Origin of the sequence: Pseudomonas sp. GM80 (assembly GCF_000282515.1) — a bacterium.
In the GTDB taxonomy this organism is placed as follows: Bacteria; Pseudomonadota; Gammaproteobacteria; order Pseudomonadales; family Pseudomonadaceae; genus Aquipseudomonas.
Genome location: NZ_AKJD01000091.1, coordinates 16,346 through 32,399, shown reverse-complemented (window position 1 = coordinate 32,399; position 16,054 = coordinate 16,346). Strand labels below are relative to the sequence as shown.

Genomic DNA, 16,054 nt, shown 5'->3' with positions numbered 1-16,054 from the left:
CTTATTTTTCCTCCAGCAGATGAGTGGCGAATTCGTTGCGCAGGGCGTCGATGCCTTCCAGGCGATCGGCCAGTTCCGGGCCGCGCAGGGTCAGGCAGGCAATCAATGCCTCGACCTGGGCCAGCGCCGGCACCATGGTGTCGAACGGTGAGGCCGATTCGACCGGGGCGCTGATGATCAGATCAGCCATCTCGCGCAGCGGCGACGCGTAGATATCGGTAAACAACACCACCCGGGCGTTGTTGTTTTTTGCCGCGCTGGCGACGCGCAGGGCCTGGGTCTGATAACGGCGATAGTCGAACACCAGCACCACGTCCTGACGTTGCAGGTCGAACAACCGGTCGGGCAGCAGCGCATTGTCTTCCAGGGCAAAACAGCCGGGACGCAACAGGCGTAAATGATTGAGCAGGTACGTGGCCATCAGGCTGCTGAAACGGCCGCCGAAGCAGTACACCTGATGGCGTGCATCCAGCAGCCAGTCGACGAGGATTCGTATGTCTTCGGGTTGCGTCAGCGCCTGGGTTTCAAGTAACAGACGATGGCTGTCAGCAAGGTAGTGGCTCCAGGCATCGTCCTTGTTCTGATGCGAGCGAGGCTGCAACAGGGTGCTTGGCGAGCGCAGGCGATGGTCCATGTCACTGAGCAGGGCATCCTGGAATTCGGCATAACCACCAAAACCGAGCTTCTTTACCAGCCGCACGATCGTCGGGTCGCTGACACCGGCATGTTCGGCCAGACGTGCCATCGGCCCCAGGCCGTTGCGCGGGTACTGATCAAGCAAGGCGCGAACGACTTTGCGCTCCGACGGCGTAAGATCAAGGCCGGGGTCGGTGATCAGGTCTCTGAGAGGGGGCATCCGGGCTCCTGCTGGATGGAGGGGTGTTGAATTCGCTTCATAATCCGTTAAAACAGTATTTATGTAACTGACGCTACATGTCTAGTGAATTTTTTACCGTGGAGCAAAAGCCCCAAAATGGGGCAAGACGCCCGTGTAACAAGGGCTACACGGTAGTCGCTCTGTCTTGTAGTCCATTGCCCGGAACGACGTCAGAAATTGCCGATTCGGCACTTCGCAAAAGGTTGCCGTCAGCGCCGTCGAGTTGGCTGCAACCCTCCGTCATACGGCACAATGGCGGTTATTGCCGACGGCTGCGCCGATTTTTCCCGACCTTCGAATGAGTGACTGCTTGTGCGTACCACCCGTTTGACTCTGATTTGCCATGCCCGAACCGTCGCACAGAAATTGTCGCGTTTTCCTACAAACGAGCCTGTTGAAAATGAGCAATTAGCGTCTGACTTTTGGGCGACACGGCTCGATTCACCGTTCCGTCTGTTGTGTGGTCCGGAATTGCGCACCCGGCAAACGGCTGAGTGGTTCGGCACGGACGCTGAAGTGGTCCCGGCCTTGCGCGACTGCGACTGGGGGCATTGGCACGGGCAGTCGATCAAGGATCTGCAGCAGACCGATGCACACGCATTGCAAGCCTGGCTGGCCGATCCTCACGCGGCACCGCATGGCGGTGAGTCAGTGGCGCAAGTGGGCGAGCGGGTCGCCGCCTGGCTCGAAGGGCTGACCGCAACACCCGGGCATGTCGTCGCCGTTACCCATCCTTACATTGTGCGCGCCGCGTTGATGCAGGTGGTGCAGGGCGCGGCCTTCAACGCAGTCGATGTCGAGCCGCTGGCCATCCTCGAGTTACGCTTCAACGGTATCTGGCGGCTACGCTTGCCGGGTATCGACATCAAGGAGACGCGCTGATGAAAAAGCTGCTGGTGATCGGCATCGGCGCCGGTAATCCGGACTACATCACGATGCAGGCGGTGAAGGCGCTGAATCAGGTCGATGTGTTCTTCCTCATGGATAAAGGTCAGAGCAAGGACGCGTTGATTGACCTGCGCCGCGAGATCTGTGAACGCTACATCACCGATCGCGCTTACCGTTTCGCTGAAGCCCACAGCCCCGAGCGTGAACGCGGCGACGTCGACTACGCCGCCAGCGTCGCTGACCTCAACCACGCCAAGCAACGCACCTTCGAAAGGCTGATCAATGACCAATTGTCTGACGGTGAGTGCGGTGGTTTCCTGGTCTGGGGCGATCCGGCGTTGTACGACAGCACGATTCGTATCCTGCAGGCGATTCTGGCGTCAGGGCGGTGTGCCTTTGAGTTTGAAGTGATCCCGGGAATTACCAGCGTCCAGGCGCTGGCGGCACAGCACAAGGTGCCGTTGAACACGATTGGCCGCTCAGTTGAAATCACCACCGGGCGGCGTTTGGCGGCGGGGCAGGTGAGTGACGCGGACAGCGTGGTGGTGATGCTCGACGCTGAAGATTCCTATCACACGGTGAAGGATCAGCAGACGGAGATTTACTGGGGGGCTTATCTGGGTACGCCGGATGAAATACTGATCAGCGGGCGACTGGCGGATGTTGCCGATGAAATCGAGCGGGTGCGCAAGGCGGCACGGGCTGAGCATGGGTGGATCATGGATACGTATTTGCTGCGCAGGCCTTAGATTTTTGCTGGCCGGGCGGGCCCAATCGCCGGCAAGCCAGCTCCCACAGGTTTTTGTGTCGCTGGGGATTATGGATCTACCGCCGAACGGTGTAGGAGTGAGCCTGCTCGCGATGGCGTTGGTTCAGTCAATGAGGATGTTGGCTGGGCAGGCCTCATCGCGAGCAGGCTCACTCCTGCAGGGATATGTTTTGAGCAGAGACAGTGGCAACAGTGCTGATCATTGTGGAAAAGGCGTCGGCATAGCTTGAATTGATGCCATCTGATCCACCGCCATCGCGGGCAAGCCTTGCTCCTACAGGTATTTGGGTTGTTCACACATCTTCAGTCAGCGCAAACCCTGTGGGAGCTGGCTTGCCAGCGATTGGGCCATCGACCACACCTCAGGAATCGGCATTGACCCCTCGCCCGAACCGCTCGCGATACACCGAGGGCGGCACGCCGACCACCGTGCGAAACGCCACCCGAAAACTCTCCACCGAGCGATACCCGCAACGCTGAGCAATCTGCTCGGTGTTCTGCGGCGTGCTCTCCAGCAGCTCCCGCGCTCGCGCCAGTCGTTCGTGCTGCAGCCACGCCTTGGGTGATTGGCCACTGGCCTCGGTAAATCGCCGCAGAAAGGTCCGTTCGCTCATCGCCGCCTCGCTGGCCAGGTCGCGCACCTCCAGCGGCTCATGCAGACGCTCGCGGGCCCATTGCATGACGCGTGACAGATCGTTGCGCGGCGTCGGGCTCACGGGCGTCGGAATGAACTGCACCTGGCCGCCGGTGCGTTGCGGCGACATCACCAGTCGGCGGGCCACGGCGTTGGCCACTTGAGTACCGAAGTCCCGCGCCACCAGATGCAGGCAGGCATCAATCCCGGCAGCGCTGCCAGCGGAAGTAATCAACTGGCCAGAGTCGACGTACAGCACATCTGGATCGACCGCGATGGCCGGAAAGCGCTGCGCCAGTTCCGTGGTGTAGCGCCAGTGCGTCGTCGCGCCATGGCCGTCGAGCAAACCGCTGGCCGCCAGCACGAACACCCCGGAGCAGATCGACAACAGCCGCGCCCCTCGGGCGTGGGCCTGACGCAGTGCGTCGATCAGTGCCGGCGGCACCGTGGCGTTTCGGTCGCGCCAGCCGGGGATGATGATCGTGCGGGCTTCGGCCAGCAGTTCCAGACCGCCATCGGCCAACACCTGAATCCCGCCCATGGCGCGCATCGGGCCTGGATCGACCGCCGCAATCGCGTGTTCGTACCACGGAAACTCGAACTCGGGACGCGCCAGGCCGAAGATCTCCACGGCAATGCCGAACTCGAACGTGCAGAGGCCGTCGTAGGCCAGAATCGCAACCAGACCTGGTGATATCGGCATTTGGCGGAAAATTCCCGGTGAGTGTCTTGTGCGCCACTGTAGCGATTCGCGGCGGCTGGATAAAGTCTGTTCATCCCCAACGAGACACAGGAGCAACCCCTCATGCCTAGCCTGGTTCGCGACATTCCCGCCGCCCCTTCGGCCATCGCCCTGATGCATTTCAGCAACCGTCTGACCTTCGAAACCGATTGTTCCGACGTCCACAGCAGCCAAGAGGCCGCCGAGGTCGACTTCGTGTTGGTCGACGTGCGCGGGCCGCTGGCCTTTGAGCGCGGCCATGTGCCCGGGGCCATCAATATTCCGACGCGATTGCTCACGGCTGAAGGGTTGGCGAATTACCCGAAAACCACGCTGTTCGTGGTCTATTGCGCCGGCCCGCACTGTAACGGCGCGAACAAGGCGGCGGTAAAACTGGCGGCGCTGGGTTACCCGGTCAAAGAGATGCTCGGTGGCGTGACCGGGTGGCTGGATGAAGGATTCCAACTGAGCGTGGCGCAACCCGCCCGCAGCGCATTCCCCTGCGAATGCTGAACCTTGTAGGAGCTGCCGCAGGCTGCGATCTTTTGATCCGTGTCGTTAAAAAGATCAACAGATCGCAGCCTGCGGCAGCTCCTACAGGGGGATTGGTGTTTTTCCTACAGCCTTTGATGTTGCTGAATTGTCTCGCCGGTTTTTTGTAAGTATTTGTCGCATCAACACAATTTACCCTGTGCGCGCCGCCATAGACTGCCGGCCACTTCAGTATTTGCCGCCAAATGGCCATGACTGAACGCTGAATCGAAAGCTGCCAATAAAAGCCTCCGCACACAGGAGTAATAAATGAAGAAGCTAGTGATGTTCGGTGCCCTGGCACTGTCGATGTTGTCCCTGACCGCTGTGGCCGAAGACGCCAAGCCGATCCGCATCGGTATTGAAGCCGGTTACCCGCCATTCTCGATGAAAACCCCTGACGGCAAACTCGCCGGTTTCGATGTGGACATCGGCGATGCGCTGTGCGAGCAGATGAAAGTCAAATGTACCTGGGTCGAGCAAGAGTTCGATGGCCTGATCCCGGCACTGAAAGTGAAAAAAATCGACGCGATCCTGTCCTCGATGACCATCACTGATGACCGTAAGAAAAACGTCGATTTCACCATCAAGTACTACCACACCCCGGCCCGCTTCGTGATGAAGGCAGGCTCGAACATCACCGACCCGCTGACCCAGCTCAAAGGCAAGAAAGTCGGCGTGCTGCGTGCCAGTACCCACGACCGTTTCGCCACCGAAGTACTGGTTCCAGCCGGGATCGACCTGGTACGTTACGGTTCGCAGCAGGAAGCCAACCTCGACATGACTTCGGGTCGTCTTGACGCGATGCTGGCCGACTCGGTCAACCTCAGCGACGGTTTCCTGAAAACCGACGCCGGCAAAGGTTTCGAATTCGTTGGCCCGACCTACGAAGACGCCAAGTACTTCGGCGGCGGCGCCGGCATTGCTGTGCGCAAGGGCGATACCGCGCTGGCCGAGCAATTCAACAAGGCAATCACCGAAATCCGCGCCAATGGCAAGTACAAGCAAGTGCAGGACAAGTACTTCGACTTTGACGTTTACGGCCATTAATACGCCGTAGGAAAAAAGTGGCCCCGTTTGCGCGGTGGCCACTTTTTTTGCGTTTTAATTGTGACCAGACCCTGTAGGAGTGAGCCTGCTCGCGATAGCGGTATGTCAGGTGCCATCGGTGCTGAATGTAAAACCGCTATCGCGAGCAGGCTCACTCCTACAGCGGATCTGTGTGATCCAGCTATTGAGGAGTCTTCCCATGCAACGTATCGATCATGTCCTGCCTTGGAGCCACTTGGGCAGCGAGCGCTCCCTCAGCGTGTTTCGTTATGGCGCCGGCGCGCGCAAGGTGTACATCCAGGCCAGCCTGCACGCCGATGAGTTGCCGGGCATGCGCACCGCGTGGGAACTCAAGCAGCGCCTAAACGAACTTGAGCAGCAAGGGCGTTTGCACGGCGTGATCGAGCTGGTGCCGGTGGCCAACCCGATTGGTCTCGATCAGCATCTGCAGGGCGCGCACATGGGGCGCTTCGAGCTGGCCAGCGGCAAGAATTTCAATCGCGCTTTCGTCGAACTGAGCACCCCGGTGGCGGCGTTGGTCGGTGAGCGCCTGGGCGCGGATGCCGCCGCCAACATCGCACTGATCCGCCAAACGATGCTCCAGGTTTTCGATGACTTGCCAGCCCCGGCCTCGCAACTGGAGGCGCTGCATCGTCTGCTGCTGCGTCATGCCTGCGACGCTGACATCACCCTCGACCTGCACTGCGATTTTGACGCTGCGATTCACTTGTATGCGTTGCCGCAACACTGGCCACAATGGCAATCGCTGGCCGCACGCCTGAAGGCCGGTGTGGCGCTGTTGTGTGAAGACTCCGGCGGCAGCTCGTTTGATGAATCCTGTTCTTCGCCATGGCTGCGTCTGGCGCGCACCTTTCCTGACGCGGCAATTCCCCCGGCGAACCTGGCAACCACGCTGGAGCTGGGCAGCATGGGCGATACCCGGGTCGATCAGGCGCAGGCCAATTGCGAGGCGATTCTGGGCTTCCTCGCCGAGCAGGGCTTCATCGACGGCGAATGGCCGGCGGCACCGGCCGACTGCTGCGAGGGCTTGCCGTTCGAGGGCACTGAATACCTGTTCGCCCCGCATCATGGTGTGGTGAGTTTCCTGCGCAATGCCGGCGAGTGGGTGGAGAAGGGCGATGCGCTGTTCGAAGTGGTTGATCCGTTGCAGGATCGCGTAAGCACCGTGCGCGCCGGCACTAGCGGCGTGCTGTTTGCGATTGATCGTGGGCGTTATACGGAGCCTGGGATCTGGCAGGCGAAAGTGGCGGGGCGGGTAGCGTTTCGTACCGGGAAGCTGACTAACGACTGAGGGTTTACGCTGAATCCGCTGGCCTCATCGCTGGCAAGCCAGCTCCCACAGTGAATGAAGGTGTTCACACAAATCCTGTGGGAGCTGGCTTGCCAGCGATGTCGGCATCGAAAGCACCGCCGCATATGGATCTTTGCCGGGGAATGTTAGGCTCACCCGCAAACCCGACACTCTGTGAAGGAAGGCTCTATGTTGAAGGCGTTTGCCCTGTTGACCCTGTTGGCGTCCACCGCCGTTCAGGCTCAAACCACACTGCAATCCGATCTGCCGCTCAAGTACATCGAGCAAGTTCACGCGGACGCCGATCCGCGTCCGCTGGTGATTTTCCTGCACGGTTACGGCAGTAACGAAGCTGATCTGATCGGCATGAAATTCCAGCTGCCAGCGCAGTACAATTACCTGTCAGTGCAGGCACCGTTGTCGTTGGGCGAAGGACGTTATCAATGGTTTCGCAAGAAAGGCGAAGGTGCCTACAACGGCGAGACCGATGATCTGAAGGTCAGCGGCCAGAAACTGCGGGATTTTGTCGCGCAAGCGGCGAAGAAATATCACACCACCCCGGACAAGGTGTACCTGATCGGTTTCAGTCAGGGCGCGATGATGACCTACGAAGTGGGCTTGCGACCGCCGGCAGCTGTTGGCGGTATCGCGGCGTTGAGCGGGCGCTTGTTGCCGGTGTTAAAAACCGAGCTGAAGGCCGAACAACAACCGCTGCCGCTGAGCATCTTCATCGGCCACGGTACTGCCGATGATCGAGTGCCGTACCACGACGGCACCGAAGCCAAAGCCATGCTGGAGAAGCTCGACTACAAACCACAATTTCACGCTTATCCCGGCGTCGGCCACAGCATCAGTGCGGCCGAACTGCGGGATTTGAACGGTTGGTTGCAGCAGCTCAATCCTTGAGGATGGTTTTCACCAGCTTATCGTGGCCGGCCTTGTCGCTGGCCCGGGAAATCACCTGAACCAAGGCCATGTGCGTGCCGGAGCCGGCCATCAACGTAGTGTTGAGGGTCTGGCCGCCACCTTGGGTCGCGGTGCTGTCGACTTGGCGCAGGCCGAGGCCGCTGCTTTTCTGCGTCAGACTTTTCTCGGTGAGTTTGTTGAAGTCCGGCAGCGCCTTACGTTGGGCGTCGATGAAGTCCGACACGGTGCCGTCGAGGAACGCACTGTCGTTGTCCTTGACGTTGTTGCCTTCGGGAATCACGTTCTCGGCGGCGATGACCACGGTTTTGGTGGTCTGGTTGGTGTACATCGTGCCTTTGGCGCCCGTTGGGCCGGCCGGCAGCGGGTCGGCGACGAAGCCTTTGGGCAGGACGAAGGTGAACTTGCCATCGAGCATCGAGACCTTCTCGCTGCCCGTGTCCTTGGCCTTGGCCGCCTGAGCATTGATGGCGCCGAGGCCGGCGACTGCCGCGAGTAAAAGGACAACGGCTTTTTTGCTCAACAGTGACATTCGAATCTCCAGGGGATGGTCGCGCTTGGGCGGGCGATCATCCCATGCAGAGGACTGGCACTCCAGCCCGGCTCGTCTGAACATGGTTTTGAGTTGGCGACTTACCTGTGGCGAGGGGATTTATCCCCGCTGGCGTGCGCAGCGCGCCCATCTTTTTTACGACTGCTGCGCAGCCGAGCGGGGATAAATCCCCTCGCCACAGGGGACGGTTTCAACTTTGAGGTTGGGGCGTTTTAGAGGAAGGAGGTTTTGCCAGCAGCTTGCGGGTAACGCCAAGCATCGCCACCGATACCGCGACACCCACCGCAAACCCACTCAGCCCCATGCTCGGCAACGTCAGCGCCGACACCAGGCAAAACGCCGAAAACGAATACATCCCCGTCGCCGTCGCGCGCAGCAATGCTGCGGTAAACGCCGGGCCGCGTGTCTGCTGGGAAAATACCGCCATCACACTGCCGAGCACCGGGAACACCGCGAGCAAACCGCTCCAGCGTTCGCCGACGGTGCTGGCGAGCATCGTCACCAGCAACGTCAAAGCCGCTCCTGCAATCATCCGCCAGATCAGTTTGTCCGACTTCGGTGCCGTACCATTCAGCACCGGTTGCACATCCGGAAACAGATACGGCGAGGCGAGCAGGGCAACCGCCGCCGCCACCACCGAAAACGGCAGCGACGGTGGAATCAGCGACAGCACCAGCGCCAACACAGCCCAGACCGTCATCGATATCGCCAGCGCCCACGGCCAGTTCGCCCGTTGTGCGACCTGCGCATAGGTGATGCAGAAGGCAATCATCGCGAACATCGCCGACAACGCCGCCACTGCTGAATGCGCGGCAAACTGCGGCCCCTGTTCGATGGCGAGGAAAAACAGAATCGGCCCGACCACCACCGGCAACCCCGACAGCCACCCGGCCACACTCGGCCCCCAACGCTTGCCCGCCAAAGAAATCAGCAAGAGAAATCCGGGAATCAGCAGCAGTTTGAGGATCAGCACGCAGGTGGCTCCGTCGAGTGAGAGACGCTCACGTTAGCATCGTCGATCGTGGATTGCTGCATCGTTGTACAAAAATTGTATACAAAGTGCTCGGGCGGATAGCCGACTATGCTCTGATTATCAGGGCTTGCCGGAGTCGATGCCGCGATGAACAGAACACCGAAGGTGTTGCGGGGATGCTGCGGCATAGGCTTGTGGGCCCTGTTGTTGACGCCGACCTGGGCCAATTGGCAGGACGCCGTGCCCGGCGCGCAAATCATCGGCACCGGCGATTTCAGCGTATTCGGTTTCGATGTCTACAACGCCCGGCTTTGGAGTGCGGCGCGGCCATTGGCGGAGGGGCAGCCCTTTGCGCTGGAACTGATCTACCGCCGCAACATTTCTCGCGATGATCTGGTCAAGGCCAGCCTCGATGAAATCAAGCGCCTGGCCGGCCCTCGCGTCAGCCCGGCGCAACTGGCCGGTTGGCAGATTCAGATGCAGCAATCCTTCGTCGACGTGCAGGCCGGTACGCGCATCACCGGCGTCTATCTGCCGGGGCAGGGCGCACGGTTTTTCGTCGGGCAGCAATTGCAGCATGAAATCGATGATCCACAGTTCGCCAGGGCGTTTTTCGACATCTGGCTGGATCCGCGCACCCGTAGCCCCGAATTGCGCGAGCAATTGTTGGGCGCGAGCCGATAAGATCAAAAGATCGCAGCCTGCGGCAACTCCTACAGGTGCGATCTTTTGATCTTCAACGTAACCGCTGAAACGTCTAAGCTGCGTCTTTCCGACTTGTTTCTGGATGTGTGCGTGAAATTCAGTTTGCCCAAAATCGCCACCGCGCCGTTTTGCCCACCAGAGGTGGCCGGCAGTGTCGCGGTCGACCCCAACGCCCCCTTCTTCAAACGTGCGCTGCGTTTCGCCGGCCCCGGTTTGCTGGTGTCGATCGGCTACATGGATCCGGGCAACTGGGCGACTGCGATCGAGGCCGGTTCGCGGTTTGGCTACAGCCTGTTGTTCGTGGTGTTGCTGGCGAGTCTGGCGGGCATGGTTGTGCAATGTTTGTGTTCGCGGCTGGGCATCGCCACCGGCCGCGATCTGGCGCAACTGTCGCGCGAACGCTACAGCACGCCGACCGCACGCTTGCAGTGGGTGTTGGCGGAAATCTCGATAATCGCCACCGACCTCGCCGAAGTACTTGGCTGTGCGTTGGCGTTTCACCTGTTGCTCGGTTGTTCGCTGACCTTCGGCATTGCCCTGACTGCATTCGACACGCTGCTGGTGCTGGCTCTGCAGAACCGTGGATTCCGCCGACTGGAAGCGATCATGTTGGTGCTGGTCGCGACTATCGGCGTGTGTTTCTTCGTTGAACTGGTGCTGATCAAACCGTACTGGCCGGACGTCTTCCAGGGTTTCAAACCTTCGCTGTCGGCGATCAGCGACGCGGCGCCGCTGTACCTGGCAATCGGCATTCTCGGTGCGACGGTGATGCCGCATAACCTCTACCTGCACACTTCGATCGTGCAGACCCGGATGATCGGCAAGGATCTGGCGAGCAAACAGGACGCAGTGAAACTGGCGCGCATCGACACCATCGGCTCGCTGGCGCTGGCGTTGTTGGTCAACGCGGCGATTCTGATACTCGCGGCAGCGGCGTTTCACCAGTCGGGGCATACCGACGTGGTCGATATTCAGGACGCCTATCACTTGCTCGATCCGCTGGTCGGTGGCGCGCTGGCCAGCGTGTTATTCGGCGTGGCGTTGCTGGCGTCGGGGCAGAGTTCGACCTTCACCGGCACCATCGCCGGGCAGGTGATCATGGAGGGTTATCTCAATCTGCGGATTCCGTGCTGGCAGCGCCGTTTGATTACGCGCGGGCTGGCGCTGATTCCGGCGTTTATCGGCGTGTGGTTGATGGGCGATAACGCGGTGGGCAAGTTGCTGGTGATGAGTCAGGTGGTGTTGAGTCTGCAACTGCCGTTTGCGTTGTACCCGCTGATTCGCATGACCAATGACAAACAACTGATGGGGCCTTAAAGCACAACACAAAATCCAGACAAAAAAACACCCGGTGCAACCGAAGCTGCACCGGGTTTTTTGTTGCCGGCAACCAGCGGATGTCGTGGATCCGCCGCCCGCCGTTGAACTCTTGCTTACGCGCGCTCCAGCGCCAGCGCTACACCCTGGCCGCCGCCAATGCACAGGGTCGCCAGACCCTTTTTCGCATCGCGCTTGATCATTTCATGCAACAGCGTCACCAGCACGCGGCAGCCCGATGCGCCGATCGGGTGGCCCAGCGCAATGGCGCCGCCGTTGACGTTGACCTTGCTCAGATCCCATTGCAGATCCTTGGCCACCGCCAGCGATTGCGCAGCGAAGGCTTCGTTGGCCTCGATCAGGTCGAGTTGCTCGATGTTCCAGCCCGCCTTGTCCAGGCAGCGGCGGGTTGCCGACACCGGGCCGATGCCCATGATTGCCGGGTCAACGCCCGCGTTGGCATAAGCAGCGATTTTCGCCAGCACTGGCAAACCCAAGGCTTTGGCTTTTTCTGCGCTCATCAGGATGACTGCGGCGGCGCCGTCATTCAGCGACGAAGCATTGCCAGCGGTGACGCTGCCGTCCTTCTTGAACGCTGCACGCAGTTTCCCCAGCGATTCAGCGGTGGTGTCGCCGCGTGGCTGCTCGTCGACCTTGAATGCAATAGGATCGCCTTTGCGCTGCGGGATCAGGATCGGGGTGATTTCATCGACAAAGCGGCCGGCCTCGATGGCAGCGGCGGCTTTCTGCTGCGACGCAGCAGCGAAGGCGTCCTGTTGCTCACGGCTGATATCGTATTTGTCGACCAGATTTTCGGCGGTGATGCCCATGTGGTAATCGTTGAACGCATCCCACAGACCATCGCTGATCATGGTGTCGACGATTTGCGCGTGACCCATGCGCAGACCGGTGCGTGCGCCCGGCATCACATAGTTGGCCAAGCTCATGTTTTCCTGGCCGCCGGCGATGATCACCTCGGCGTCGCCGCAACGGATTGCTTGCGCACCCAGGTGCAGCGCCTTGAGGCCAGAGCCACAGACTTTGTTCAGGGTCAGCGCCGGTACCGCGTGCGGCAGGCCAGCCTTGATCGCCGACTGACGCGCCGGGTTTTGACCTGCGCCGGCGGTCAACACCTGGCCCATGATTACTTCATCAACCTGCGCACCGTCCAGACCGGTTTGTTCGAGCAACTGGCGGATCACCGCCGCGCCCAGATCCACCGCAGAAACGCTGGCCAGGGCACCCTGGAAACTGCCGATCGCGGTACGCGTGGCGGCAACAATGACGACGTCTTGCATTTTCGAATTCCTCACTCGGCAGCGAACTGCATTTCCGGTACGTGATCCGGGACGATCAGTTTACCAGCGGTTTTGGCGACGATTTCCTCGACGCTGACGCCAGGTGCGCGTTCCTTGAGGACAAAAGCGCCATTTTCGATTTCCAGGTAGGCGAGGTCGGTCAGCACACGCTTGATGCAACCGGCGCCAGTCAGCGGCAAGCTGCATTTGGACAGCAGCTTGGACTCACCATCTTTCGATGCGTGGGTCATGATCACGATGATGTTGTCGGCGCCCGCCACCAGATCCATCGCGCCGCCCATGCCCTTGACCAGTTTGCCGGGGATCATCCACGAAGCGATGTTGCCTTCAACGTCGACTTCGAACGCGCCAAGCACGGTCAGGTCGACGTGGCCACCGCGGATCATCGCGAAGGATTCGGCGGAGTTGAAAATCGACGCGCCGATGCGTGCGGTCACGGTCTGTTTGCCGGCGTTGATCATGTCGGCATCGATGGTTTCTTCAGTCGGAAACGGGCCCATGCCGAGCAGGCCGTTTTCCGATTGCAGCATGACTTCCATGCCTTCAGGAATGTAGTTGGCGACCAGGGTCGGAATGCCGATGCCGAGGTTCACGTAGAAGCCGTCCTGCATTTCGCGGGCGACGCGCTGAGCCATTTGTTCGCGGGAAAGTGCCATGTTGTTATTCTCCGTCAGCCTGAATTATTTGCGGATGGTGCGCTGTTCGATGCGTTTTTCGAACGTGCCGCAAATGACCCGATCGACGTAGATGCCCGGGGTGTGAATCTGCGTCGGATCCAGCTCGCCGGGTTCGACGATTTCTTCGACTTCGACCACGGTGATCTTGCCGGCGGTGGCGGCCAGCGGGTTGAAGTTCTGCGCGGTGTGACGGTAGACGACGTTACCGAAATGGTCGGCTTTCCAGCCTTTGACGATGGCGAAGTCGCCGGTGATGGATTCTTCCATCAGGTACTTGCGACCCTTGAACTCACGCACTTCCTTGCCTTCGGCGACCGGGGTGCCGACGCCGGTGGCGGTGAAGAAGGCCGGAATGCCGGCGCCGCCCGCGCGCATTTTTTCAGCGAGGGTGCCTTGCGGGGTCAGGATGACTTCGATGTCGCCTTTGAGCAGTTGCTCTTCGAACAGTTTGTTTTCGCCGACGTAGGAGGCGATGACTTTGCTGATCTGGCGATCGGTGAGCAGCACGCCAAGGCCAAAGCCGTCGACGCCGCAGTTGTTGGAGACGACGGTGAGGTCGCGGGTGCCTTTGCGCTTGATCTCGGCGATCAGGTTTTCCGGAATGCCGCACAGACCAAAGCCGCCGGCGATGACGGTCATGCCGTCCTCAAGCCCGGCGAGGGCTTCCTCGTAGGAACTCACGCGCTTGTCGAAACCTGCCATATGCACCTCTTTTATTATTTGCGGGCGGCTGGCTAGCCGAATGGTTGGAGTGTCGCGCTGGGGGATATATTTGTTAAGTTGATTTTTAAGGTTAATTGATTAATAAAGCTCAACAATCACCGAAATCGTCGAATACCTGTGGCTGATCGTTCCCACGCTCCGCGTGGTAACGCCTCCATGGACGCTCCGCGTCCAGTGACGCAGAGCGTCACGGGCTGCATTCCCACGCGGAGCGAGGGAACGATCATGCATCGAGAATTCTGAGGCTTGAGTATGACCATCAAACAGATCCGCGCTTTCCTCGCCGTCGCGCAAAGCCTGAGCTTCGCCGTGGCCTGCGAGCGCCTGCACCTGTCGCAATCGGCGCTCAGCCTGACCATCAAGGCGTTGGAAGAGGGCCTGGGCGGGCGTTTGTTCAGCCGTAACACGCGCAACGTCGCATTGACCCCGGAAGGCGAATCGCTGCTGCCACTGGCCCGCCGCCTGATCGCTGACTGGGACAACGCCGAAGATGAAATGCGCCAGCGCTTCAGCCTGCAACGCGGGCGTGTGACGCTGGCGGCGATGCCGTCGTTTGCCGGCAATCTGCTGCCGCCGATCCTCAAGACTTTTCGGGCGCGCTATCCCAACGTCAACGTCACGGTCAACGATGTGATCAACGAGCAGGTGCTGGAAATGGTCCGCGATCGCCAGGTTGAACTGGGCGTGGCCTTCGAGCCGATGCAGAACACCTCGATGACCTTTACGCCGCTGTACATGGATCGCTTCGTCGCAGTAGTGCCGAAGGATTCGCCTTTGGCCGCCCGCAACGAGATCGACTGGCAGACGTTGTTGCTGGAACCCTTTATCACCCTGCAACGACCCTCAACAGTGCGGGTGATGCTGGAGGAGCACTTGCAGGCGCGGGGCATGAAGTTGCCGGTAGAGTTCGAAAGCCACCAACTGGCAACGGTCGGGCGCATGGTCGCCAGTGGGTTGGGAGTGAGCGCAGTGCCGGCGTTGTGCGCCGAGCAGATGCAAGAACTCGGCGCGCATTGCCTGACACTGATTGATTCGGTCGAGCGGGCCATCGGCGTGCTGACCGAGCCGGGCAATGAACTGTCGGCGGCGGCGCAGGCACTGTTCGATATTCTTCAGCAGGAACACTACGCCTGAAACACATATCCCCTGTAGGAGCTGCCGAAGGCTGCGATCTTTTGATGTTGGTTTTAAAGATCAAAAGATCGCAGCCTTCGGCGGCTCCTACAGGGGGGTATTCAGGTGGTGGGCGAGCAGGGGCAGGAGCTGTTCGCAGGATGCTTCGATTTTCAGGTCAAGCAAATCGTCTGCGCGGGTCTTGCCCAGATTGATCGCAATCAACGGTTTACCGCGATCGGCAATCACCCGGCACAGGCGAAACGCCGAGTACGCCATCAACGATGAGCCAACCACCAGAAGGCCTGCCGCATTCTCTGCCGCGGCCATGGCCCGCGCCGCCGTCTGCGCCGCCACATTCTCGCCAAAAAACACCACATCCGGTTTCAGCCGCTCACCCGCGCAGTGCGGGCAGCGCGGGGTCTGAAAGCGTGCTTCGAAGGCCGGATCGAGCAAGGTATCGCCGTCCGGCGCCTGCACCGCATCGACGCCGGCCAGGTACGGGTTCTGCGCCTCCATCAACTGCTGGATCGCATCGCGCTCGCTGCGCTGGGCGCAATCCAGGCACAGCACCCAGTGCAGGCTGCCGTGCAATTCAATCACGTCATGGCTGCCGGCCTGATCGTGCAGGGTATCGACGTTCTGCGTGATCAGTCCGCTGATCTGGCCTTGGCGCTGCATCGTGGCCAACGCCTCGTGGGCGACGTTCGGCTGGGCCTGTCGCACACGCGGCCAGCCGAGCATGGCCCGCGCCCAATAGCGGCGGCGTGATTCGGGGGCGGCGAGGAATTCCTGATACATCATGGGTTGCCGGCCCCGGCGTACGCCCTCGCTGTCGCGATAATCCGGAATGCCGGAGGGCGTGCTGATGCCGGCCCCGGTCAGTACCAGGAAGTCGCCGTCGGCCATCGCCTGTTGCAGCGTGTCGAGGTGTTCTTGGGTCGGGCTGTCGAACATGCTCAGCACTC

17 protein-coding genes are annotated in these 16,054 nt (G+C 60.4%); 9 read left to right on the top strand and 8 right to left on the bottom strand.

Annotated elements, in window-relative coordinates; genetic code table 11:
- Position 1: 1 nt before the first annotated feature.
- Positions 2-856 (bottom strand): MurR/RpiR family transcriptional regulator, encoded by an 855-nt coding sequence (locus PMI37_RS15615; protein ID WP_008082452.1) that lies wholly within the window; start codon positions 854-856, stop codon positions 2-4.
- A 333-nt stretch (positions 857-1,189) separates the two neighbouring features.
- Here PMI37_RS15615 and PMI37_RS15610 point away from each other — a divergent pair, with 333 nt between their 5' ends.
- Both PMI37_RS15610 and cobF read left to right on the top strand, forming a co-directional pair.
- Positions 1,190-1,759, top strand: coding sequence for a histidine phosphatase family protein (locus PMI37_RS15610; protein WP_008082451.1), 570 nt, complete (start codon positions 1,190-1,192; stop codon positions 1,757-1,759).
- On the top strand, positions 1,759-2,514 hold the full coding sequence (cobF, locus tag PMI37_RS15605; RefSeq protein ID WP_008082450.1) for a precorrin-6A synthase (deacetylating): 756 nt from the start codon (positions 1,759-1,761) through the stop codon (positions 2,512-2,514). Before PMI37_RS15610 ends, cobF begins: the two co-directional genes overlap by 1 nt.
- 382 nt (positions 2,515-2,896) lie before the next feature.
- Here cobF and ftrA read toward each other — a convergent pair whose 3' ends face one another.
- Positions 2,897-3,871, bottom strand: coding sequence for a transcriptional regulator FtrA (ftrA, locus tag PMI37_RS15600; protein ID WP_008082449.1), 975 nt, complete (start codon positions 3,869-3,871; stop codon positions 2,897-2,899).
- A gap of 102 nt (positions 3,872-3,973) precedes the next feature.
- Here ftrA and PMI37_RS15595 point away from each other — a divergent pair, with 102 nt between their 5' ends.
- The 4 genes from PMI37_RS15595 to PMI37_RS15580 all read left to right on the top strand — a co-directional run bounded on the left by PMI37_RS15595 (position 3,974) and on the right by PMI37_RS15580 (position 7,688).
- Positions 3,974-4,402, top strand: a complete 429-nt coding sequence (locus tag PMI37_RS15595) for a rhodanese-like domain-containing protein (RefSeq protein WP_008082448.1) — start codon at positions 3,974-3,976, stop codon at positions 4,400-4,402.
- Between the two features lie 288 nt (positions 4,403-4,690).
- Positions 4,691-5,470, top strand: coding sequence for an ABC transporter substrate-binding protein (locus PMI37_RS15590; protein WP_008082447.1), 780 nt, complete (start codon positions 4,691-4,693; stop codon positions 5,468-5,470).
- Between the two features lie 199 nt (positions 5,471-5,669).
- On the top strand, positions 5,670-6,782 hold the full coding sequence (locus PMI37_RS15585) for a succinylglutamate desuccinylase/aspartoacylase family protein (protein ID WP_008082446.1): 1,113 nt from the start codon (positions 5,670-5,672) through the stop codon (positions 6,780-6,782).
- A gap of 189 nt (positions 6,783-6,971) precedes the next feature.
- The gene (locus PMI37_RS15580) at positions 6,972-7,688 is read left to right on the top strand and encodes an alpha/beta hydrolase (RefSeq protein WP_008082445.1); all 717 of its coding nucleotides are present in this window, start codon (positions 6,972-6,974) and stop codon (positions 7,686-7,688) included.
- On the opposite strand, the gene PMI37_RS15575 is transcribed toward PMI37_RS15580, so the two are convergent.
- Entirely contained in the window at positions 7,678-8,238 is a 561-nt protein-coding gene (locus PMI37_RS15575) for a hypothetical protein (protein WP_008082444.1), read from the bottom strand. The two genes, PMI37_RS15580 and PMI37_RS15575, sit on opposite strands and share 11 nt — an antisense overlap.
- Before the next feature lie 211 nt (positions 8,239-8,449).
- On the bottom strand, positions 8,450-9,232 hold the full coding sequence (locus PMI37_RS15570) for a hypothetical protein (RefSeq protein WP_008082443.1): 783 nt from the start codon (positions 9,230-9,232) through the stop codon (positions 8,450-8,452).
- A 147-nt stretch (positions 9,233-9,379) separates the two neighbouring features.
- Between PMI37_RS15570 and PMI37_RS15565 the strand changes: the two genes are divergently transcribed.
- Both PMI37_RS15565 and PMI37_RS15560 read left to right on the top strand, forming a co-directional pair.
- Entirely contained in the window at positions 9,380-9,916 is a 537-nt protein-coding gene (locus PMI37_RS15565) for a chalcone isomerase family protein (RefSeq protein ID WP_008082442.1), read from the top strand.
- A 132-nt stretch (positions 9,917-10,048) separates the two neighbouring features.
- The gene (locus PMI37_RS15560; protein ID WP_443216818.1) at positions 10,049-11,254 is read left to right on the top strand and encodes an Nramp family divalent metal transporter; all 1,206 of its coding nucleotides are present in this window, start codon (positions 10,049-10,051) and stop codon (positions 11,252-11,254) included.
- 116 nt (positions 11,255-11,370) lie between these two features.
- Here PMI37_RS15560 and PMI37_RS15555 read toward each other — a convergent pair whose 3' ends face one another.
- Genes PMI37_RS15555 through PMI37_RS15545 form a run of 3 tightly spaced genes read right to left on the bottom strand, consistent with a single transcriptional unit; the run spans position 11,371 to position 13,952 of the window.
- Entirely contained in the window at positions 11,371-12,552 is a 1,182-nt protein-coding gene (locus PMI37_RS15555) for an acetyl-CoA C-acetyltransferase (RefSeq protein WP_008082427.1), read from the bottom strand.
- Between the two features lie 11 nt (positions 12,553-12,563).
- Positions 12,564-13,229 carry a CoA transferase subunit B gene (locus tag PMI37_RS15550; RefSeq protein ID WP_008082425.1) on the bottom strand — a complete coding sequence of 222 codons (666 nt, stop codon included), beginning with the start codon at positions 13,227-13,229 and terminating at the stop codon, positions 12,564-12,566.
- Between the two features lie 24 nt (positions 13,230-13,253).
- Positions 13,254-13,952: a CoA transferase subunit A gene (locus PMI37_RS15545; protein ID WP_008082423.1), complete on the bottom strand. Its 699-nt coding sequence runs from the start codon at positions 13,950-13,952 to the stop codon at positions 13,254-13,256.
- 273 nt (positions 13,953-14,225) lie between these two features.
- On the opposite strand from PMI37_RS15545, the gene PMI37_RS15540 reads away from it, so the two are divergent.
- On the top strand, positions 14,226-15,107 hold the full coding sequence (locus PMI37_RS15540; RefSeq protein WP_008082421.1) for a LysR family transcriptional regulator: 882 nt from the start codon (positions 14,226-14,228) through the stop codon (positions 15,105-15,107).
- A gap of 87 nt (positions 15,108-15,194) precedes the next feature.
- Here the strand turns inward: PMI37_RS15540 and PMI37_RS15535 are convergent, their stop codons facing one another.
- The gene (locus tag PMI37_RS15535) at positions 15,195-16,043 is read right to left on the bottom strand and encodes an NAD-dependent protein deacetylase (protein WP_008082418.1); all 849 of its coding nucleotides are present in this window, start codon (positions 16,041-16,043) and stop codon (positions 15,195-15,197) included.
- Positions 16,044-16,054: the final 11 nt, after the last annotated feature.